This window comes from Vibrio astriarenae (genome assembly GCF_010587385.1).
In the GTDB taxonomy this organism is placed as follows: Bacteria; Pseudomonadota; Gammaproteobacteria; order Enterobacterales; family Vibrionaceae; genus Vibrio; species Vibrio astriarenae.
Genome location: NZ_CP047476.1, coordinates 59,458 through 81,954, shown reverse-complemented (window position 1 = coordinate 81,954; position 22,497 = coordinate 59,458). Strand labels below are relative to the sequence as shown.

Genomic DNA, 22,497 nt, shown 5'->3' with positions numbered 1-22,497 from the left:
AAAGCCAAACACTCAAAACCTCAAAATCAAAAGAGAGAAGCCATAAGACCTCTCTCCCCGAACTTAGTTATATGTAACAACTAAACTTCTTGCGCTGCTAACCTTTTAGCATTCGCCTGCTTCTTTTTGATGCGAGCAAAGATCCCACCAAGAATCACGATTCCGCACAGTGCATACGTCACCATAAATGAGGTGTCACCGGCAACCAGACCAAGGTCAGAGAACGTGATGTAGGCGCCAAGTACCATATACAAGATGACCGCAGAGGCTTCAAAGCGGAACTCCCAAGGTTCGATGTCCATAGCTTCGTTGACTGGAAGTACGTAATCCGTGTCACGAGGGCGAACCTTGCCAATCACAAACATGATGCCGCAGCACGCTACAAACAACACAGCCAACTGATGGAAGAAGTGCAACTCTGCCAATGGTTTTAGAGGGCCTAAGTAGTCATGCATTGCTGCTGGCGTAAACTGCACGATACCGTACGCTGCAACGAACACTGCAAGCGAGACTTTGGCTGCTACCGCTGGCACACGTTTAGTAACGTAACCCATAAACACGATGGTGAAGATTGGCACACTGAATAGCCCCGCTAAACGTTGTAGCAAATCGAACAAACCGTTCGGTGCGAACATGATGAACGGTGCGATACCTACCGAAAGGATAGCGATGAACAAGCCAAATGAGCGTCCTTTGTTCACAAGTTGCTCGTCAGAAAGCTTGTTCTCTTTATCAAACATTGGCTTATAGACGTTCAATGTGAATAACGTTGTTGACGAGTTTAGTACACCGTTAAACGTGGATAGGATGGCACCAAACATAGCGGCAAGGAAGAAACCGACCAGTGGCTTGGGTAACACTTCGTTGACGAGGCGAGTGTACATGGTGTCCGCTTCGTAACTTTGGCCTGCGGCATCAACGGTGCCGAACATATGGTAAGCGATGATACCAGGGATAATTAAAAACAGCGGAGTGAGCACCTTAATTGCACCAGCAAGGATCACCCCTTTTTGCCCCTCTTTCAGATTCTTGGCACCAAGTGCACGTTGAATGATCGCTTGATCGGTACCCCAGTAATAAAGGTTTACTAACAGCAGGCCCGTAAACATAGTCGAGAAAGGAACATTAGGATCGTCTTCCGCGCCTACCGCTTGAAGCTTGTCAGTAGCGTTGGTTGTAATCACATCCACACCGTCCATAAAGCTGCCGTCACCCAAAACGATCAGACCAAAGATGGGGATCATTAAGCCACCCACAATCAGACCAACACCATTGAGTGTATCTGCAATGACAACCGCTTTGAGGCCGCCATAGATCGCATAGAAAAGACCGAGTACACCAATGATGGTTGCAATCAGCAAAATCGCTTGGAAACGGCTAATGCCCAACATGGTCTCGACATCAAAGATACCACCGATAACCATAGCGCCAGCGTATAACGTGTTTGGTAGAAGATTAACAATGTAGCTGAGTAGGAAGAGTACGGTGACAAACTGCTTAACCGACAAGTCGTAGCGAGACTCTAAGAAATCAGGAATCGTGGTGATACCCTGCTTTAGATATCGCGGCACTAAAAATAGCGCGATGATGATCAGGGTAATGCCTGATGCAACTTCATAACCCATTACCGACATATTGCCTTTAAACGAAAGTGCGCTCATACCGACAAAACTGGTGGCAGACAGGTTGGTTAGGATCAGTGAACTTGCAATTAGGCCACCGGTTAAGCTTCGACCTCCGAGGAAAAAGCCGTCTTTTGAAGTGTTCTTCTGATTCTTAACTCGGGACCAGGTATAAAACACAACGAACCCGGTAAAGAAAAAGAATGACAGTAGGATTGTTACTGGCATGATATTGTCCTTAATTATTGGATATGTTTTCTTTAGGCAAAGGGGTGACGCCAGGTGAGCATCACGCCTTCACCTGTTATTGGTTTTTATTACTCAGTGAGTAGTAAAAATTATATTTTTTGTAGGTGTACGATTAACGCTGACTCAGGGTCAAGAATGGGTAGTGTTAAGCCAATTTCTTTTAAATTGTCACCACTTAAGGTCAACGTTTTATCCAGCCACTGAGGCCGTTGTTTCATTAATTGGAAGCTCGTTTGCGGCATCTCCACTAATTTAACTTGGTATTTTGCGCTCACGTCGACACAACTAATACGCAGAGGTGAAGGCAGTGCATGATCAGGCATTGCAAGCTGACAAACCGTGATCAGCATTTCGTCATCGCTTTCAACACCGTAGATGTTTTGATTCTTATCTACAGGGTCAATACGGAAACATCGACCACTATGCAAAAGGTGACGGTATTGTTTATGCAGAGCGATATAGCGAGAAAAAGCTTGTTTCTCTTGTTGTGATTCTTTTACCGGGTCAAGCTCAACGCCCATGTGACCACTCAGTGCCGTTACACCACGCATATTAATGTTGTGACGACGATTCGTAGAGTGACACTCATAAGGTCCTATGTGAGCCCCCATCACTTCTGGAGGGAAGAAGTAGCTCATGCCTTTTTGGATCGCCTGACGCTCTAGCGCATCATTGCAATCAGATGCCCAGAAACGTTGAGTGCGTTTTAGAATTTCGAAGTCGATACGACCACCGCCTGACGAGCAAGACTCAATCTCGACCTCTGGGTGCGCTCTATTCAGCTCATCGACTAAACGGTAAAGTGCCTCGGTTTGACCATGTACCGCAGGGCGACCTTGATGACCCGGCTGAACGAGCTCACGGTTCATATCCCATTTAAGATAAGTGATATTATAAAGGCTTAAAAGGTCATTAAGCCGTCCAAATAAGTAGTTAAAGCAATCTTGATTTTGTAGATCTAATACATATTGCCAACGACCCGAAGGCTGATGATAACCTTGTAGACCCAAAACCCATTCAGGATGTGTGCGCCACAGGTTTGAATCTTGGCTTACCATCTCTGGCTCTATCCAAAGACCAAACTCCATCCCTTTTTGATTCACGTGCTCAATCACGGGCTCTAGACCATTAGGATACTTCTTCATGTCTAAATACCAATCACCCAGTGCTGCACGCTCACCATCTCGACCAATAAACCAACCGTCATCGATAATGAAACGCTCAACGCCCATTTCGGCCGCCTCTGTTGCCATCTGCATGATGTACTCAGGGTTATGATCAAAGTAGATACCTTCCCAAGTATTGAGGTGCACAGGGCGTGGTTTTTCGACTGGGAATTTAACGATGTTATCGCGCACAAACTGTTGGAAACGCTGAGAAATACCGTTAAGACCCGTATTGCTGTAACAACCATATAGCCAAGGGCTGTGGTAAGTTTCACCTTCTTCTAAGATCATCTCCCCTGACAATAGCAGCTCACCGGCTTGTACAAAACGGCGACCATCACTTCGCACATCGGCACGCATCTGATGGTTGCCACTCCAACCGAGATGAAAACCCCACACCTGACCAAGCTGCTCGCTAAAACCGTTAGTGCCAACAAACAAGCCCGGAAAGTTCTCATGGGAAGTGCGACCGCGACGGTTTTCTTGCATAAAACCGCCGTGTTCAAAACGCTGACGCTGAGTTTGGAACTCGTGACACCAGCGACCATGGAACGTCATCAACTCATTCGCGTGATTCGGCAATGGCAGTGTGGAAGACAACTTGCCGAGTGTGTATTGCCCTTCACCAATGTTTGTTACTGAAGTCCGTTTTTGTAACACATCGGTGTCTGGGTTAAGCATCACCTCAATCTTAAGCTCAAGCTTTGCCACTTCATCAACCAAAGTGAAGAGCACGCTGTTCGTTTGCTCATCGATTGAAGTGCACGTAAATACGGGTGCCCAATCATAGCCTTGACGATGGCCTTCAATGCCCGGAGCATTAAAGTGACCACTGCCAAGTTCCGGGCAAAGTGATAGCGGCACATCAACATCCAGACGGGCTTGGGATATAGGGCGCTCCGTCGATAAAATCAGATCTTCATCGATCTGAGCGATCTTCGCACCCCAATGCAAAATCTCTGGCACACGGTCGGTTTTAATAATTAAACTGTGGTTTTTACTTTGTAGGTGTACAAATTTAGTCATAGCCAAACTCATTTTGTTTTCGTAAACATTTATTGGTTTTCATATTGCTCCAAAGTACGATTAATAATAGTTAACTACTCACAAAACGTGATCTAAAATGGCTTTACGAAATCAAAAACATGGGCCAGATCGACTGTTTTCGAGAACATTTTTTGATGTTTTCGCCAACATTTTTTTGAACCTTGGCACAGTAATATTGACGCGATTTGATTACTGTTTCTCCAAAGTCTACTTGAAGATGGAATTAAGCATGAGTGTCACTTTCAAAGATGTCGCCAAACTCGCAGGCGTATCCACCCAAACCGTTTCTCGCGTGACTAATGGTTCGCAGAGCGTTGCAGAGTCAACTCGCATCAAAGTGAATCAAGCCATTAAACAACTTGGCTATGTCCCAAACAAAGGGGCTCAAATGCTCAGTCGTGCTAAATCCACCAATATTGGATTAATTACTCTCGATATGGCATTACACGGCGCTGCTCTGATTGCCAATGGGGTGAGAAAAAAAGCCCACCAACTTCACTTTGGTACTGCTTTTTCCGTCGTTTCTGGACCGGGGCTAAACAGCATTCAAGTCTCCATGCGCGAATTAATTGCTCAGCAGGTTGATTGCGTCATCTTAAATGTGCCAATGACTTCAGAAGATGCAGTAACGCTGGTGGAACAGTTCCCTAGCTTGCACCTGATATTTATTGATGTGCCGGACGACACAGCCGTTCACAATGTCCACGGAGAACATGCTCAAGGCGCAGCAGAGGTCGTGAAACACTTGATTGAAACTGGCCGAGAGCAGTTTCTATTGATTACAGGTCCGGAGGAATCAAGCGCTTCAAAGATACGTTTCGACAGTTGGCTGAGAGAAATAACCGCTGCAAACAAAGAGATCGTGTCTCAGTTTCAAGGAGATTGGCAGGCAAGTAGTGGCTATTTGGCAGTACGTGAAGCCGTCGGCCAACAACTCGATTTCGATGCCGTGGTTGTCGCCAGTGATCAAATGGCACTGGGCGCATTAAGAGCACTAAATGAGCTGCAAATAAAAGTCCCCGAGCAAGTGGCTGTGGTCGGTTTTGATGGCATCGCAGACAGCGCCTACTTCAATCCACCTTTAACAACCGTCAAGCAAGACTTCTCTTTAATAGGCGAACAAGCGGTTGTTCAGGCGATTGAACTAAAGAATCAAGATGCAAACACACCGTTATCAATTAAACAGACACGTATTCCGGTGGAGTTGATTACCCGAAAAAGCAGTGAACGAAAACCTGACGCTCAATATAACAGGCAAGAGATTCAGCAATTACTGAGAAAAGTGGAGGCACTACTGCCAGAATGAATGCAATCTTATTTAGGCAGGGCTGATAATCTAATTAATATGATTTAGAGAAGAGTACTTTAAGCGATAAAGTACTCTTCATTTACAAGATAACTTAAAACCAACACAGCAAAATTGGATATGCTGACAGGTGGTTAGTACCCTCTTCGATCGAACTCGTTGTGTATTAACACGACACACTGAGAAGCAAACAACATTTGAGGACCCAGGCTGATCTTTTGCGTACCCAGACGTTTTAGGCTATTCCAGCTCTTTTTAGGCATTGGAATATGGTCGGTTAAGATAAAACACGCATCACCATCAAACAGCTCTTCTTGAATGTCGGTGCCTTTTTTATCCAGTAAGTAAAGCGTATAGTCCTCAGCCAGACGCTGAACCAATCTTTCAAAGCTAATGGTCTCGACGCTCAAACCTTCAGACACTTTGCGATATTCTTCTTTCTTCATACCGACGGAGTGCTCAAGCCCTTTTGAAATCAGATCGATCAGTGCGGATTCATGAAAGCCGCCAATATTACGAAGGTCAGAGGATTCAAAGCATAGCGTGCGTGAGAAATCTGTCGTACTTTCAATCACTAAATAGACGGTAACGTCATCACGGTGAGATTGAGCAGTAAAAATTGCGTTCATCAACACGTGGGCAAGAATTTCGGAATGAGCATCAGAACCGACACCCGCGACAAACGTTTTATGATCAGTTGAAGCAGCACGAGCACGTACCACAAAGGCTTTGTTCATGGATAACCACTAATTTATCGAAATTTGACGTTAATATAACGATATCTCACGCCCTGTCTATCGATAGTTTCGTTTATCTGAATGGAGTCAACCGGTTTGAGTTTCAACTGGCTCAAAGGGGGCATGCTCGCCCCCTTTCAGACCTTCCTTTAACCGCAGTGAAACTGCTGCACTAAGCCGTGTTGTGCATTTGCTACGCCTTGCAACCCGTCACTACTCTCTTTTAGTTCGATGGTTGTCTGCTTAACTTTTTCAGCCGCCTCTAATATCGCGCTCATGTTTTGACTCACGTTGAAGCAGACGCTTGATTGTTCCGTCGTCGATACACTAATGACTCCATTCATTTCCGACAACTTGAGCACACGTTGGGACACTTCCTCTACCTGCTCTTGTATCTGCTGAAAGCTTGCCATATTACCTGCCATACTCTTATTGCAGTTGGTAATTTGCTTGGCCGCAATTTGAATATCTGACTGTAAACCCGCAATCACATCCTGTATCTCAATCGTTGAGGCATTCGTCCTTTTCGCCAACTGTCTAACCTCATCTGCAACGACAGCAAAGCCTCGCCCCGACTCCCCTGCCCTTGCAGCTTCAATAGCGGCATTCAATGCCAACAAGTTTGTTTGTTCAGTGATGGTATTGATCACTTCCAAAATAGAGACAATAGATTCACTGCTCGAGCTTACTTTGTCCATTGCTTTAGCCGTGTTATCTAACTCAGTGCTTAACTCACTACCTTGATGGTAAGCGGCGCGTGATACGTCGACACACTGAGTAACATTGCCACTGATTTGCTGAACTGACATCGCAGCCCCTTCCGCACTCTCACTGATTTCGTTGACACTTTGCTCCATCTCTTTCATCGCTTGCGTGATAGAGGTGCATAGATCTGTCTGTTCAATCGCTTGCTGGTTTAATGTCATACCGAGCTGAGTATTTTGAGTAGAGGATGCAGAGATCTGATGATTGTTGTCGATGATGCTATTAACGAGCTTACGCTGATTGCCTAACGCCTGATTAAGATGTTTAACTATTTCGCCAAACTCGTTAGGCTTTTGATAGTGGCATGACTGCGATAAATCCCCTTCAGAAAGGCGATTCAAGGTGGTAATAATCGCCTTCATGGGTTGTTGAATTGCTCGATAGAGCCATCCACATAAACCTAATATTAGAACAATGATAATACCAATAAACACCAACATGCCATTAATTACGCTATCAATGGCTAATAGCGTCTGTTGTAACTGACCTACCGTTTCGCTGCGACTCACTTCAACTTCTTGTTGGATAAGCTCGCGCTGCTCTGTAAGTTGTTGACGGAACTCTATCAGCTGCGCGTTATGTTCAGCATGACGCACTACTCTTTGTCGGTGAGTTCCTACAATACCCTCATCGCTCGTCATCGTGTTGAGCAACCAAGGAAGGTTGGCCGTCAACTCATGACTACCTTGTTCAGTTTCTAAATCACTCAGACGACTATACTCGGCAAAGTCCTCTAGAATGTATGCGCGGCTCTGACGGTTTAATTCAATAATCTTATCAATGTCACTGACGTCGTTGCTGTTCAGAACGTTAATCGTCTCAATTTGCATGGTAGAGAACTCCTCCACCAAAGAGGTTAACAAGACGTTTTGCTCGTTGGTTAACTCCTCTTCATATTGTTGACCAGAAAGTACACTGAAGCGTTGCGCCATCACTTGTAGAGCCGCATTCATCTCATTGAGTTTGCGTGATAACTGCAGCAATTCTTTATGATTATCAATTAAGTGGCCACTTTGAAAAGTCACGTCCAAGACGGATTGATCTCTTCCTTCTAATAGTGCTTTCAGTGTCTCCGTTTCCTCCAATATCACATTCGACCAAAGCGCTATTTCGTTATCCGTTTGACTGAATAATGCTTGATTCGTCGCGTTTTCGATTTTAGCCATCGAGTCGGAAATATCTGAGACTCTGGCCATCATGGGGAAGGTCACATCGGTCACAATCGCAATCGTTAATTGAGTGTCACGAAACTGCTGGGTAAATAAATATCCAATCGAACTTACTGCAACAATAAAACTGACAAATGAAGCAAGAACCGCTCGACTGATGTTGATATGAAACATCTTCATCTTCACATCCTTGTTTAAGATGCAATCACGTCACTTTACTGCAGACGCAAAGAGCCTACAGTCACAATAAGTAACTGCATCCAAAAGAATAAGTTTGGGATTTGGGGAGAAAAAAAGGTGGCGCATAAAACGCCACCTTTGGAGTTACTCAGCGATTAACTTCGTGAGCTCTTCACCGAGATAAGATATGTTGCTGCCTGGTACCGAGTAAAGTTGGTACTTGCGGCCTTCACCATCGTTGTCAGACAGTGCAATATTCCAACGAAGCGCTTCGCCAGATTTCAGCGGCTCACTCATTTCGATACCAAAGAAAAGTTGACTACCATCAGCACTCCATTGAGCAAACGTCTCGCCAGAGTAGCGTGAAGGTTCAAAATCCTCTCCTACGACAGTGCGGAACTGATACATATCACCTTCACCACGTTGAACAAAGATTTCAATGTTGTCGTTTTCATAGCTCTCTTGAGCATCTGTGAAGGTCTTGTCATCTTGGCGATTGACGACACCGTATAGCCAATTGCCATGATGGCCCATTGTCCAGTCACCCGAGATGTCATCTTGCGAGTCCACCGTCATATCGCGCTGGTTTAGTTGGTTAAACGCAAATGTGTAGCGGTATCCCTGCTGCCACTCAGAGCTGTCTGCACCTGCTGGTTTTGCACTTAGTTTCATCGCTTTAAATGCTGGCGGTGTCGAGACTGGGATCGTAGACACAACCGCGTTTTGGCCATTCATGAACAGCTCACCAAACTCTTCACCCTGCCAACCAATGTTGGTACCTGTGAGAGGGTAAAGTTGCGCATGGCGGTTGCCTGTTGCAGTGTCACCATCATTATCTGACAGCGCGATATTGAAGCCAATGGTTTCACCCACTAGGTCTTCAAACTCGTTGAAGGCAATTTCAAAGTCGAATGTCGTGCCATCTTTACTCCACTTACCGGTTGCTTTACCAGGGAAGCCGATTGGTGCGAAGTCTTGACCGACGATAGAACGGAACTGCCAGAACTGCTCACCGAGGCGCACAAACACTTCAACATTATCGTTTTCGTGTGACTCAGATTTGTTAACGACGGTTTTACTGTCTTGACGAATCACTTGTCCAATCAGCTTGTTGTTGTGATAACCCACGGCCCACTTACCATCGATAACGTTGGTATCTGGTACGCGCTGATCTTTACCACCAAGCTGGTTAAAGGCAAATGGGTAGAACACCACTTCATCCGCGTTCAATCGAGCTTGGGATAGGGGCTTAGCATTAAACGGCAATACATAACGCTGTGCGTTAGAGAGATCCGTCATTGGCTCATAAGCAAAGTTACCGGTGACTGCATCAATCAAGACGCTTTGAACGGCATCATAAGCGGGTTTTTCTTGGAAATTCTCATCAAACATCAGAGCGCGGCCGTAGCCGTTGAACCAATGTGGAACCCATGAATAACGGTCGCCAATGCCCCATGTTGTGAACATATCCACTTCAGGATAGTATGCTGCCAACTTCATCAGCATTTCGTACTTGTCAGCTTGATCTTGCAGCCCCATCGCACCATCGTTATCACGAATACGCACATCGATTTCCGTGAAGTGCATGTCTAGACCAAGGTCAGAAATACGTTCAATATTACGTGCAATCGATGAATCTGCGATGGAGTTATCCGCTGTTAGGTGAAGCTGCGTGCCGACACCGTGAATAGGTACGCCGCGTTCAACCAACATCTCAACATGACGATAGATAGCGTTCGATTTCGCGGTCATGCCTTCAGATGAGTAATCATTGTAGAAAAGGATCGCATCTGGATCAGCTTCATGAGCAAAACGGAATGCCATTTCGATGTAATCTTCACCCAGCGTGCGATACCATAACGTATCTCGGAATCCACCTTGGTCATCAAAGGCTTCATTCACCACATCCCAGTACAGGACTCGACCCTTATAGTGACCAACGACCGTGTGAATGTGCTCTTCTAGCACCTTGGTTAACTCATCTTTGGTCCACTCAGTCTCTTCGAGCCATTTTGGGTTTTGAATGTGCCAAACAAGTGCGTGGCCTTTGACAACCATGTCGTGCTCTTCAGCGAAATCGACAAGTTGGTCTGGTTTTTCAAAATCAAACACCCCGCGCTGTGGCTGAACATAACCAAACTTCATCTCATTCTCGGGAGTAATTTGGTTGAATTCACGAATCAGCGTTTCACGGAACTGAGGATCTTCAAGGTGTCCGGTTTCCAATGCTGCGCCAATGGCAAGATTGATTTGATCCGCCAAAGTCTTAAGTGGCATCACTACATCAGAATTCGATTGAGGATCAGCTTGTGTGGTATCCAATTGCTGTGCTTGTCCAGAGCACCCCAACAATGCCGTTGCCGCAAGGGTCGGCAAAAGTACACGTTTCATTGGTATTCCTTAATAATTATTAGATAGTTAAGTGTTATAACCAAGCAACCTGAAAGGAAGGCAGATATAAGATTGCTTGGGTATTACACCTGTAAGGCTTGCTTTTTCTAAGTAAAATCACTCATCAAAAGCAAGCTCTTAACTAGGCATTAAGCTAAGTATTATCCTTTAACCGCACCCGCTGTCAGACCGTCTATCAAACGGCGAGAAGCCAAGATGAATAGGAACAAGAGCGGCAATACAGCAATCGCCGCACCAATGGACACCGCGCCCCATGGCACCTGTCCTGTCCCTTGTAGTGCACGTAGTGCAAGAGGCACCGTGAACATCTTCATGTCATTCATAACAACCAGTGGTCCCATGAAGTTATTCCAAGTACCGATGAAGGTAATCAGACCTAACGTACCAAACGCTGGTTTAATCAATGGAACGATGACGCGGTAGTAGATCTTAAACTCACCACAGCCATCCATTCGTGCCGCTTCTACTAGCTCTTTAGGAATTGAGCTTGAAATAAACTGGCGCATCATGAAGATACCCATTGCTCCACAAGCTGCCGGCACAATCAGTGCTTTTGAGCTGTTCATCCAGCCAATGGTCGACATGATCATTGCCGTTGGAATCATGCCCAAGAATGGAGGTAATAGCATGGTTGCCATAATCGCGACAAACAGTACGTTCTTGAATTTGAAGTCAAACATCGCGAACGCATAGCCCGCCAGTGAACAAAACAGCAAGTTCAAGATGGTGACGATAATCGCTACGTATAAACTCAAGCCCAAGTTGTGCCAAAAGTACGGCAGGAAATCGAGCAGCGCGTTGAAGTTATCAACTAAATACTCACCGAATGTAATCGGTGGTGGAACCGATAGAATCCCTGTATTTGAGTGTGATGAGAACACAAACATGAAGTAGAACGGTGCCAGCATGATGACCGCACCCAGCGCTACAATAATGTAGGCTACCAATTTATCTTTACCTAACTTATTCATTATTGGTTACTCCCACCAAGTAGCTTGTTATTAACCCAAGTCAGACCGGCAATCATCATAAATAGAATCCAAGAGATAGCGGATGCTGTACCAAAGTCACTCTCAACGAATGCCGTGATATACATGTGCATAGCGGCTGTCTTACCTGCTTGCTCGATACCACCCGTACCACCTGTGATGATGAACGGTTCTTCGAATAGCTGTAGGTTACCGATGATGGTCAACGTTACTGCGAAGAACGCCATTGGTTTTAGCATTGGCAGCGTGATGTGCCAGAATTGCTGGTAACGACTTGCGCCATCGATGGTGGCAGCTTCATAAATGTCTTTAGGGATCGTTTGCAGTGCTGATAAGTACAGAACCGTGTTCCAACCTACGAAGCGCCAGAAAACAACAAATGAAATCATGTCTTTGGTATACGCCGGACGGTTCCAGTCAATGTTCTCCGTTGGGAAGATCCACGACAGTACTTTCACATCACCGATACTGAAATTACCCAGTGAAGTCAGCACTTGGTTGACCATGCCAAAGTCGCGAGAGAATAGCGTAGTAAACACCAATGAGATCGCTACTGTTGAGGTGATGTATGGTACAAAGTACACGCCAATCACCGTATTACGCATACGGGTAAAGCTGGTGTGAATAAAGAATGCGAGCGGCAATGCCACTGCGTGCTGTGGAATACCCGATTTCAGGGCAATTTCCACTGTGTTGTAAATGGATTTTTGGAACCACTCATCTTCTAGAGCAAATAGGTAGTTTTCCCAACCAACCCATTCCATTGCAGCCAATCCAGCCGCTGGTTCCCAGTAGTGGAATGACAGATAAAGTGAGAATATCAGCGGGAATAAGCCGAACACACCAAAAATAATAAAGAATGGACTTACGAACAGATAAGGGGCGATCTTATTGCCTTTTCTTAGCCAAAAGCGTCCTTTCTGCTTAGTCGCAACTTGTGTAGCAGTAATAGTACTCATAGGATCTTATCTCGACATCTAAAATAGCGCCAGGATTGCCCTGGCGCTTAAATCGTTACGAACGGCGACGTGCGCGACGTTTAATCTGCTTCTCAGCGTCAGCTAGGACAGCATCAATGCTTGCGTCTTGCTCTAGCACTTTCTCAAGTGCATCATCGATAACTTGGCGAGCCACTTCATCGTAGCGGTCAACAACAACGGCAGGGATTTGGTCTGCTGACTCTTTCCAAATTAAACGAGCCTCTTGGTCACCGAGGTAGCTCAGTTTCTCGTTAAAGAATTCATCACCGTGAGTTTCCAACAATGCTGGGAACGCGTTGATCTCTTTAAACGCTAGCATTTGTACTTCTGGCTCTGTTGCCATGAACTCAATGAACTTCCACGCTTCTTCTTTATGCTCTGCGCGAACAGGGATCGAGTAGAACGAACCACCCCAACTTGCCATCGCACCATTTGGTAGCTGTGATGTGCGCCATACACCATCAGCTTCAGGCGCAATCCAATCTTCTAGGTGTCCACCTAGCCAAGCACCCATCATCTGTACTGAAATCGTGCCACGACGTAGACCTTCCGTCCATTCAGGTGACCATGCTCCTACTTCAGCATCAATACCTGCATCACGCGCTTTCTTCGCTAGGCGGAATGCTTCTTTAAAGCGGTCTGAGTTGACGAGAATGTTATGGTCTTTATCAAAGTAGATACCTTCACCCGCTTTTAGGTTAGAGCGAATAATGATGTCTTTGATGTCTGTAGCATTTGCAAGCGTGTAGTTGCCTGTCTTCTCTTTGATCTTCTTACCAGCTTCAATAAATGAATCCCAGTCTTTAAGTAGATCTTGTTCTGTCACGCCTGCCGCCTCAAGAATGTCTGAGCGGTAGAAGGTTGCACCCGGGCCGATATCCGCTGGAATACCAGATAGCACGCCTTTTGAGTTTGTACCTTGCGCAACAGAGAAAGGAATGAGTCTTTCAGTAAATTCTGCCGCGTTGTATTGTGGCGCATTAAGATCCTCTAGGCCGCCACCCTCGACAAAGCGACCAACATACGCATATTCAATGCCCATCACATCTGGAAGGTTTGCGCCTGTCGCAAGTGCTGTTGTCATTGCATTGTGGTGGTCACCGTACGCAAGCGTCACTAGCTTAACTTTGATATCTGGGTTTTGCTTCTCAAACAATGGAATCGCCGCTTCTGCCGCTTGGTTGAAGTTAGGGAATGAAGCAACGGTAATCTCTGTCTGCGCAGCAAGCGATCCTGATGCAAGAAGAGCTGAGATAGTGAGCGGTAAGAGTTTGATGTTCAACGTTTTCATTTTAATTCCTTTTTATCGTAGGGTAGCTTTGTCGTTTAGATCAAAAAAGTGTGCTTTTCGTTGGTCGAAATAAGCGGTAATATCTCCTATTATCTGTTCTTCAACGTAACTTGTTTCTAGAACAATGCGTTTATCGTTAAATCTGCAGTCCAAGTGAATAACTGAACCAAGCACTTCACTGCTAATAACACTTAATGGCATTTCGCAACGGAACTCTGGTTCAATCTCATTTTTATTGATAACAATGTCTTGGGGACGAATACCGACTTTTTGAATAGTGTTACCTAGATCACTATTATTAAAGCAACTTGCTATATCAGTATTATCGACATCAAAAATATTCATTTCTGGCGTACCAATAAACTTGGCGACAAATTCAGTTTTTGGATTTTCAAATATTTCAATCGGTGTACCAACTTGTTCGATAACACCGTTGTTTAATATCACAATCTTGTCTGCAAGCGTCATCGCTTCAACTTGATCGTGTGTTACATAAATCACTGTGGTTTTTACACGCTGATGCAGTGCACGAATCTCTTTGCGCATCTGACCACGAAGCTTGGCATCAAGGTTAGATAGAGGCTCGTCAAACAGGAATACTTCTGGAGTACGAACCATTGCGCGACCCATTGCAACACGTTGGCGCTGGCCGCCCGAGAGGTCTTTGGGCTTACGTTCTAGCAGTGGCGTTAATTCTAGAACCTCAGCCACTTCAGCGACCATTTCTTTGCGCTTCGCTTTGTCAACGCCTGTGTTTTCTAGACTGAAACCGATGTTCTCTTCCACTGTCATGTGCGGGTAAAGCGCGTAGCTTTGGAACACCATTGCGATGTTTCTTTCAATTGGGTGAAGGTCATTAACCACAAGATCATCGATCATGATCTCACCATCAGTAATATCTTCTAGACCTGCAAGCATACGTAGTGTAGTAGACTTTCCACAGCCAGAAGGGCCAAGTAAAACAATAAACTCCCCATGTTTTATCTCAAGGTCGATATTTTTTACGACCTGAGTATTACCATAACTTTTTTTCAAGCTTTTAAATGTTACTGATGCCATGTCCGTTACCCGATTAAAAAATCACTCGTGATTTTAATATTGTTATCTTTTCTATTAACGAGCAATTACCTTATTTATTAACGTTATTTTCTATTTTTACTAATGTATTAATTTGTGATTTATAGCTAATCGCTGACCATCAAACTGGGCAGCGATTAGATCAACATCATATTTTATTTATCATTCATGAAACCGTTTTCAGCCTTGTTTCATGACTCACATGCTATTACCACCAAGCTTCAAACATCGCACCAACACTGGTTGTGTCGATCTTATTGCTTGATGCATCATCCACCTCACCAAATGTGGCATAGAAGCGCAGCATTGGGCGGCTCCAAGGCATACCACCCAAAGAGATGTTTTGTGAGATAGTGGCTTTCCAACCTGTCACTTCGTCCCCACTTTCATAGTCTTCCATCGCATAACCGGCTTCAAACCATGTTGAGTGAGTATCATTCCAGCTATACATTGGACGTACGATGGCAGAGTATTCGCTACGTTCATCTTTGCCCAAATTAGAAGCGTCTGCCCCTTTCACTTCCTTGTAGGAAGCTAAGTAATCAAGCGCCCAAGGGTTGCCATAGTTATAGCTACCCTCAAAACTTGCATAAAGTGCTTGAACATCACCCGCCAAATCAAACGAAGAGTCATCCGCGCCGTCAGAATAGCGAACAATGACTTTATTGTTGGTGCCTAGGCCTAATACCGCACCAACCTGCCAAGAAGTTTCATCTTTCTTGTCATCGCCTGCTTCATCAGAAGCAAAACCGTAGTTCGCATACAAATCTAGGTTACCGATGCCTGCATCAATACTGTGAAGCTTACTAGTGATGGCATAGATACCCACGTCATTACCCAATGAGCCGCCATCGCCATAATCAACTTTACCGATAAAACCTAAGTCGAATTTAGCACCGCCAAAGTTGTAGTTTTTGAAACCACCACCCTGACCGTCGTGCGTCATCCAGAAGTAGTCATTGATACCTTGTTGTGGGCGTTGGTGGAAGTCTCTTCCCCCCCAGAAATACATCTCTGGCTGACTAGCAATAACGTTTGTAACGCCTGCATAAGCCTTCTTCAAATCAACACCACCGGGAGAGCCCCAGGCGTCATTGGCCCAATGATCAACCATCACAACCACATCCCAAATCGCGCCACTTTCCGCTTGGAATGCTCGAGCCAATTGGAATTCACCACCGTTACCTTCGTTGCCAAGACGACCAACCGCCGCTCCTGTCGAGCCCACTTGAACATAGCGAGCATCGCCATCGGCATAATGTGCACCATAACGGGCGTAACCAGAGAAGATAACGCCCGCAGGCACTTTGGTCTCTGGGGTTAACACTGCGGGTTGTTGATCATAGACATAACTGGTTTCAACCTTCTCCTCCAGCTCTTGCAGACGTTCTTTAAGAGCTTGCAGCTCAGCATCATCAGCTGCAGCGCCAAAGGCACACGGTGATAGCGAAATAGCAGCAGACAGAGGTAAGAGTTTTAAAGTGTCCATCTTTCTTTTCCTTATTTATGGTTTTATTGTAAAAGTCGCGATTTCTATCGCTTTTAGGTTTTTGCTAATTGCGCTAGTTGGGTTGACTAGCGAATGGTTACGTTATCGATTTGAATCGTTCCCTGGGGGACTTGGCCACCGTTGGCAATGAACTCTAAGCCCACGCGGTCAATAGCAGTGAAATCAGGCTCTCCGTTCCAGCCGAATTCAAAGTCAGGGTCTATATTGGAGATAGTGACAGTCCCCCAATCGCCAGCGGTATAGCCAAACTGGTACCCTAGGTAAGCAGGGGTATAAGCCCCATCCATGATGAAGGGCTGAATAGCGAGCACACCATCGCTACCGATGTCTGCCGGAACATAGATGTCAAAAGAGAGCGTGCGTGCCGTTGTGAAATCAATGGTTTGCTCGTCAAATGCTCGTGCAACCACATACTTGTCGCCATCACTGGCCCACTGGATGTTTAGGTCCATCGTTTGCGCGTCAGCATTGTGAGTAAACTGACCATTTACCGTAGATGCCCCATCTTCATACCAAAAAACACCAGATTCGAAAGTATCGATAAACTCAGGCTCTGACACATTTCCAGCCAATCCATCAGCAAAACCTTGTATTGCAGGTTTTTGAGCTAACTGATCATCAAAAAGTAGCGGCCAATCAGGGTTTCCATAGAGATCTCGTATCCAGCTATCAGCATCAGATACGCCCCACACGGAAATACCACCACGCTGCACATCTGGAACAACATCAAGATAAGCCTCAATAATTTCCTGATAGCGTTGCTGTTGCTTTGCGGCAAGCTCAGCAGTCAAAACCGAGTAACTGCCGTCATGGTTAAGACGCGTATCCAATTCGGTGATTTTTACTTGTAGGCCAGTATCCGCTGCTCGCTTGAGTGCAGCAGAGATAACGTCGATAGTGGGTTGCTCTATGCCCACATGCATTTGAAAGCCAATCCCGTCAATCGGCGCATTCGCAGTGGTGAGTTCATCAACCATGGTTAATACAGCATCAAGTTTTGCTCCGTTGTACTCAATGTTGTAATCGTTGTAATACAGCTTCGCCGTAGCATCAGCCTCTCTCGCCGCCGTGAACGCTTGTGCGATGTAGTCCTTGCCAATGTTGTGGTACCAAACACTGCCATTCTCACCTTCATCACGGTAAGAGCCATCGTCGTTAAAGGCTTCATTGACGACATCCCAGCTTTGTACTTTGCCCTCAAACTGGCTCGCTACTGCCGTCACATGATCCACCATGATGTCACTGCATTCAGAAGCACTTGAACAAGCCTTCATCCAATCTGGAATTTGCGAATGCCAAACCAAGGTATGACCATGCACGGTTGCATCAAACTCTTGAGCAAAGCCAATTAATGCCTCTGCATCATCGAAGAAGAACTGGCCTTGAGATGGTTGGAGGTATTGTGGCTTCATGATGTTTTCAGCCGTAATTTGGTTAAAGTGCTGCTTTACCAGCGCTTGCAGATCATTGCGTTCATGAACCGAGTTTTCAGCATCACCCGCAGGAAGAGCGGTGCCAATTGGGTAGCCATCTGCAAGTGCGTATAGGCTTTCAACCTCAGGTTGAGGAATCTCAACCGTTTCAGTATCAGCTGAATCGAGTAAACAGCCTTGAAGTACAGCAGACGTCCCTAACAGTAGACAGACAGAGTTCCATTTCATTTTGCGACCTTCTAATTAGTATTTTGGGGTTCGCAGACAATATGAAATAGAAGTAACTTGGATTCTTTACTAGATTTTAGAAATGAATTGAGTAATTTCCCTCACCTATTAATAAGTGTGATAGATAGCAAATTGATTGTATTTCTTGCAAATAAAAACACCCACAATTTGTGGGCATCTTCTTTTATCTTTTATCTTTTATCTTTTATCATATTAAACCGCTCCATGTGCTAATAGATGCTCTTTGCGATATTCAAGTGGTGTACAGTCGACATTCTTTCTAAACACCTGATACAGATAGCTTTGGTGAGGATAACCACACTGCAGCGCGATATCTTCAACACTTTGCTCTGTTTCTTTCAACAGACGCTTGCATTTGTCTAATCGTTGGTCAGCAATATACTGATGCACTGTAATGTTCTTCGCAGCAAAAAAACGGTTGTCGAGTGTTTTTCGAGATACCCTGCAGTACCTCGCCACGTCAGTGACTTTTATACTGTTCTGATAGTTGTTGTAGATGAAAAACAGAGCTCTACTCACCAGACAATCGCTCTCCTCTGTACTCGTACAAGAGTCATTTTCCTCCAGTCGCCATGGCACATAGAATTGGTTGTTGGCAGGTCGATAGCTAGAAATGACATTTGCAGCAAGCTTGCCAATTTCAAACGGACTGATGTCGATAGACGTAATGGATATCGGTGATATCTCGTTTTCTATCGGGTCACAATCAATTCCGATAATACTCACCTGTTGCGGTACCATGATATTTTCATCGGCTAACCTTTGAATCAGAGTTCTGGCTGAACGGTCGGTACTGCAAAGCACACCTACCTTTTTACCGCCAACTAGGGCACTGGCTCGGTTAATGTCCACCAGCTCAAAGCCAAGGTTGCGTGCTTTGCTAACAAAGGCCTCTTTACGCTCTCGACTCCACTCAAAAGTGCTATCAAACTCATTCTCGAAGAAGGCGACTTTATTGATGTCCAACTCGATAAACTTACCCAATGCCAGATCCGAAAACTGTTCATTTTTGAGGGCTAACGTAGTGACATTGGCGGGAACATTCGACAGCTGATAGCTCGAATAGATAAGGCATTTAGATGCCAGATGGCTAACAGCTTCAAGGTCACTGAGTTTATCGCCATCGGCAATCACTATGTCCCAATGTTCTTGTTTTAGCTGTGGAAGATTGCTTTCACTACTGATGTAAATACTCGCCTCTTCGTCACGACTATTGATACTCGACTTTATACCCTGAAAAACCTCACGGTCGTAAAACACCATCACATCAAGTAGTACCAGCACCTTGTTCATATTGTCTCTCCTATGACGGTCACACAGCTAATCTTTGAGCCGCCAAACGAACTGTTCATTTGGGTATTTATTTATACAATCTATTTTGACACGAAAATTCATTTTTACAGCTAATTACCAAATATAAAAATATACTTGCCAAAAATGTTAACCGATACAGTGAGACATATTGCACATTAACCAAATAGCTGAAGCACGTTAATAGATTTCGTAATTGTTCATTTTATACAAACGTTAAACTATTAATACACACCAGCAAACAGCACCCCCAGTGTATTAATTTATGTTTACTGGCATACACCACATGTTTAACTCCTGATTATTATGGACAATGCCCAATGACCGAATTTTTCAAAGACATTAAAAAAATACAGTTCGAGGGAACAAACTCAACAAACCCTCTAGCATTTCGTCACTACGATGCCGATCAGATGATCCTCGGTAAAAGCATGAAAGAGCACTTGCGCTTTGCTGCTTGTTACTGGCACAACTTCCGCTGGGGTGGTGCAGACATCTTCGGTGATGGCACATTTGACCATGAGTGGCTAAAAGCTTCTGACCCAATGGAACAAGCACGCGTTAAAGCGGATGCTGCATTCGAGTTTTTCGCAAAGCTTGGCGTGCCTTACTATTGTTTCCACGATACTGACGTAGCTCCAGAAGGTCACTCTCTAAAAGAGTACGTAAACAACTTTCAAACTATGGTTGACGTGCTTGAGCAGAAACAAGAAGAGACTGGCATGAAGCTCCTTTGGGGCACTGCGAACGCTTTCTCTAACCCACGCTACATGGCGGGGGCAGGTACTAACCCTGATCCTAAAGTGTTTGCTTACGCGGCTACTCAAATCTTCAACGCAATGGGCGCAACACAACGACTTGGTGGTGAAAACTACGTACTTTGGGGTGGTCGTGAAGGTTATGAAACGTTGCTAAACACAGATCTACGTCAAGAGCGCGAGCAGCTTGGTCGACTAATGCAGATGGTCGTTGAGCACAAACATAAGATTGGCTTTAAAGGCTCCATCTTGATTGAACCAAAACCACAAGAGCCAACTAAGCACCAGTACGACTACGACACGGCAACCGTTTACGGTTTCTTGAAACAGTTTGGCTTAGAGAACGAGATAAAAGTGAATATCGAAGCCAACCACGCAACACTGGCTGGTCACAGCTTCCACCACGAAGTCGCCACCGCGACTTCACTCGGTATCTTTGGCTCTATCGACGCAAACCGTGGTGACGCTCAATTAGGTTGGGACACTGACCAATTCCCGAACAGCGTAGAAGAAAACACATTAGTGATGTACGAAATCTTGAAAGCTGGCGGCTTCACTACTGGTGGTTTCAACTTTGATGCACGTGTACGTCGTCCGTCGACTGACCTGGCAGACTTCTTCCACGGTCACATTGGTGGCATGGATACCATGGCTCTGTCGCTAAAACGTGCTGCAGAAATGATTGAAAACGATGTACTGTCGCAAAATATCGCCCAACGCTACGCGGACTGGAATGGTGATCTTGGTAAGAAAATCTTATCAGGTGATTTATCACTAGAGGAAGTTGCGAAGTACGCCGTTGATAACAGCATTAGCCCTTCAAAGGTTTCTGGTCGCCAAGAGCACCTTGAGAACATCGTCAATGGTTTCATCTTTAAATAGAAACCAATCAAATTAACGCCTCCAATCCTTAGAGTCGTTTGAGCCGCTGTAATAGCGGCTCTTTTTTGATCTTTTTACCCTAATAACCAATTACCCTAACAACCAAGGAATCATCAGTGCATTCGCTAAATCGATAAAGAACGCACACACCAGTGGCACAACGACAAATGCTAAGTGGGAGTTACCATATCGTGTTGCCACCGCGGACATGTTAGCCATTGCTGTTGGTGTTGAGCCTAACGAGATACCACCAAAACCTGCACACACGACTGCAGCATCATAGTTTCTCCCCATCGCAGGAAAAACGACGAACATTGTCACTAATACCGCTACTAGGAACTGGGCTCCGAGTATCGCGAAAATGGGGCCAGCAAGGTCGATCAGCGTCCATAACTGCATACTCATCAATGACATGGCTAAAAAGGTGCCAAGCGATATTTCAGAAATTAACGCGATCGCCGGTTGGCGTGCGGGCCATTTAGTTCCAGTTAATCGTGGCAAAGATTTAGGCACTAAATTCGTCGCAATGATGCCCGCAAAAAGACAAGTGACGAACAGCGGCAGTTGAAGCCCCCATGCAGCGAGAGCTTCATTCAAAACAAAGCCAAAAATCATACACACATGGATCGCTAAAATCGCATCAAGAAAACCCATTGCAGTCACTGGCTGTTGATTTTCGTCTTGACTAACACCCACATCCAAAGGCTCAACCACACTTGGTATCAACTGGTGGCGCTTAATCAAGAACTGTGCGATTGGTCCACCCATCAAGCTGGCTAATATCAGTCCAAAAGTGGCACAGGCGATACCGATCTCCATTGCATTGCTAATTCCATAGGTCTCACTAATGCGCGGTGCCCATGCGATAGCCGTACCATGGCCGCCAATCAAAGAGACACTGCCCCCCAGCAAGCCAACCTGACGTGGCAACTCAAACGCACTTGCAACACTGATCCCAACATAGTTTTGTACAAACATGTAGGAAATGGTAATCACCAACAATATGATTAACGGCTTACCACCTTTCACTAAATCTTGCAGGCTGGCGTTTATACCGATGGTGGTGAAGAAGTACACCAGTAATACATCACGGCTGGTCAGGTTAAAGCTCACTTCATATCCTGACGCAAAATAGACCACCGCGATAAGCACAGAAACCAGTAGACCACCACTGACTGGTTCGGGAATGTTAAAATGAGCAAGAGGCTTGATGGCTTGACTCAGGCGACGTCCAATGAATAGAACAATAATGCCCAGCGTAAAAGTGAAAAAGGAGTCGACAAGTATCTGATTATCGATAACTTCCATATGATGTCCTTGATGCATATACCAGTAATTTGGCTCATTTTACACACAAAAAAAGA

15 protein-coding genes are annotated in these 22,497 nt (G+C 45.2%); 2 read left to right on the top strand and 13 right to left on the bottom strand.

Annotated features, from left to right (window positions below; genetic code table 11):
- Positions 1–80: 80 nt before the first annotated feature.
- Both GT360_RS14855 and GT360_RS14850 read right to left on the bottom strand, forming a co-directional pair.
- Positions 81–1,850: a solute:sodium symporter family transporter gene (locus GT360_RS14855; RefSeq protein WP_164649745.1), complete on the bottom strand. Its 1,770-nt coding sequence runs from the start codon at positions 1,848–1,850 to the stop codon at positions 81–83.
- Positions 1,851–1,960: 110 nt separating this feature from the next.
- Positions 1,961–4,063, bottom strand: a complete 2,103-nt coding sequence (locus GT360_RS14850; RefSeq protein WP_164649744.1) for an alpha-galactosidase — start codon at positions 4,061–4,063, stop codon at positions 1,961–1,963.
- A gap of 250 nt (positions 4,064–4,313) precedes the next feature.
- Between GT360_RS14850 and GT360_RS14845 the strand changes: the two genes are divergently transcribed.
- A complete protein-coding gene (locus GT360_RS14845) occupies positions 4,314–5,390 on the top strand; it encodes a LacI family DNA-binding transcriptional regulator (RefSeq protein ID WP_164649743.1) in 1,077 nt (358 codons plus the stop codon).
- A 134-nt stretch (positions 5,391–5,524) separates the two neighbouring features.
- Here the strand turns inward: GT360_RS14845 and trmY are convergent, their stop codons facing one another.
- From trmY to GT360_RS14795, 10 genes are all read right to left on the bottom strand, one after another.
- A complete protein-coding gene (gene trmY / locus GT360_RS14840; RefSeq protein WP_164649742.1) occupies positions 5,525–6,127 on the bottom strand; it encodes a tRNA (pseudouridine(54)-N(1))-methyltransferase TrmY in 603 nt (200 codons plus the stop codon).
- Positions 6,128–6,276: 149 nt separating this feature from the next.
- Entirely contained in the window at positions 6,277–8,241 is a 1,965-nt protein-coding gene (locus GT360_RS14835; protein ID WP_164649741.1) for a methyl-accepting chemotaxis protein, read from the bottom strand.
- Between the two features lie 144 nt (positions 8,242–8,385).
- Entirely contained in the window at positions 8,386–10,632 is a 2,247-nt protein-coding gene (locus GT360_RS14830) for an endo-1,4-beta-xylanase (RefSeq protein ID WP_164649740.1), read from the bottom strand.
- A gap of 161 nt (positions 10,633–10,793) precedes the next feature.
- The gene (locus GT360_RS14825; RefSeq protein WP_164649739.1) at positions 10,794–11,624 is read right to left on the bottom strand and encodes a carbohydrate ABC transporter permease; all 831 of its coding nucleotides are present in this window, start codon (positions 11,622–11,624) and stop codon (positions 10,794–10,796) included.
- Positions 11,624–12,601, bottom strand: a complete 978-nt coding sequence (locus tag GT360_RS14820) for a carbohydrate ABC transporter permease (RefSeq protein WP_164649738.1) — start codon at positions 12,599–12,601, stop codon at positions 11,624–11,626. Before GT360_RS14820 ends, GT360_RS14825 begins: the two co-directional genes overlap by 1 nt.
- A gap of 55 nt (positions 12,602–12,656) precedes the next feature.
- Positions 12,657–13,913: an ABC transporter substrate-binding protein gene (locus tag GT360_RS14815; protein WP_164649737.1), complete on the bottom strand. Its 1,257-nt coding sequence runs from the start codon at positions 13,911–13,913 to the stop codon at positions 12,657–12,659.
- 12 nt (positions 13,914–13,925) lie between these two features.
- The gene (locus GT360_RS14810) at positions 13,926–14,972 is read right to left on the bottom strand and encodes an ABC transporter ATP-binding protein (protein ID WP_164649736.1); all 1,047 of its coding nucleotides are present in this window, start codon (positions 14,970–14,972) and stop codon (positions 13,926–13,928) included.
- Positions 14,973–15,198: 226 nt separating this feature from the next.
- Positions 15,199–16,479: a carbohydrate porin gene (locus GT360_RS14805; protein ID WP_164649735.1), complete on the bottom strand. Its 1,281-nt coding sequence runs from the start codon at positions 16,477–16,479 to the stop codon at positions 15,199–15,201.
- Between the two features lie 86 nt (positions 16,480–16,565).
- The gene (locus GT360_RS14800) at positions 16,566–18,161 is read right to left on the bottom strand and encodes an endo-1,4-beta-xylanase (protein WP_164649734.1); all 1,596 of its coding nucleotides are present in this window, start codon (positions 18,159–18,161) and stop codon (positions 16,566–16,568) included.
- Positions 18,162–18,374: 213 nt separating this feature from the next.
- Positions 18,375–19,475 carry an AraC family transcriptional regulator gene (locus tag GT360_RS14795; RefSeq protein ID WP_164649733.1) on the bottom strand — a complete coding sequence of 367 codons (1,101 nt, stop codon included), beginning with the start codon at positions 19,473–19,475 and terminating at the stop codon, positions 18,375–18,377.
- A 338-nt stretch (positions 19,476–19,813) separates the two neighbouring features.
- Here GT360_RS14795 and xylA point away from each other — a divergent pair, with 338 nt between their 5' ends.
- On the top strand, positions 19,814–21,133 hold the full coding sequence (gene xylA / locus GT360_RS14790) for a xylose isomerase (protein ID WP_164649732.1): 1,320 nt from the start codon (positions 19,814–19,816) through the stop codon (positions 21,131–21,133).
- A gap of 90 nt (positions 21,134–21,223) precedes the next feature.
- On the opposite strand, the gene gltS is transcribed toward xylA, so the two are convergent.
- Entirely contained in the window at positions 21,224–22,441 is a 1,218-nt protein-coding gene (gene gltS, locus GT360_RS14785; protein ID WP_164649731.1) for a sodium/glutamate symporter, read from the bottom strand.
- Positions 22,442–22,497: the final 56 nt, after the last annotated feature.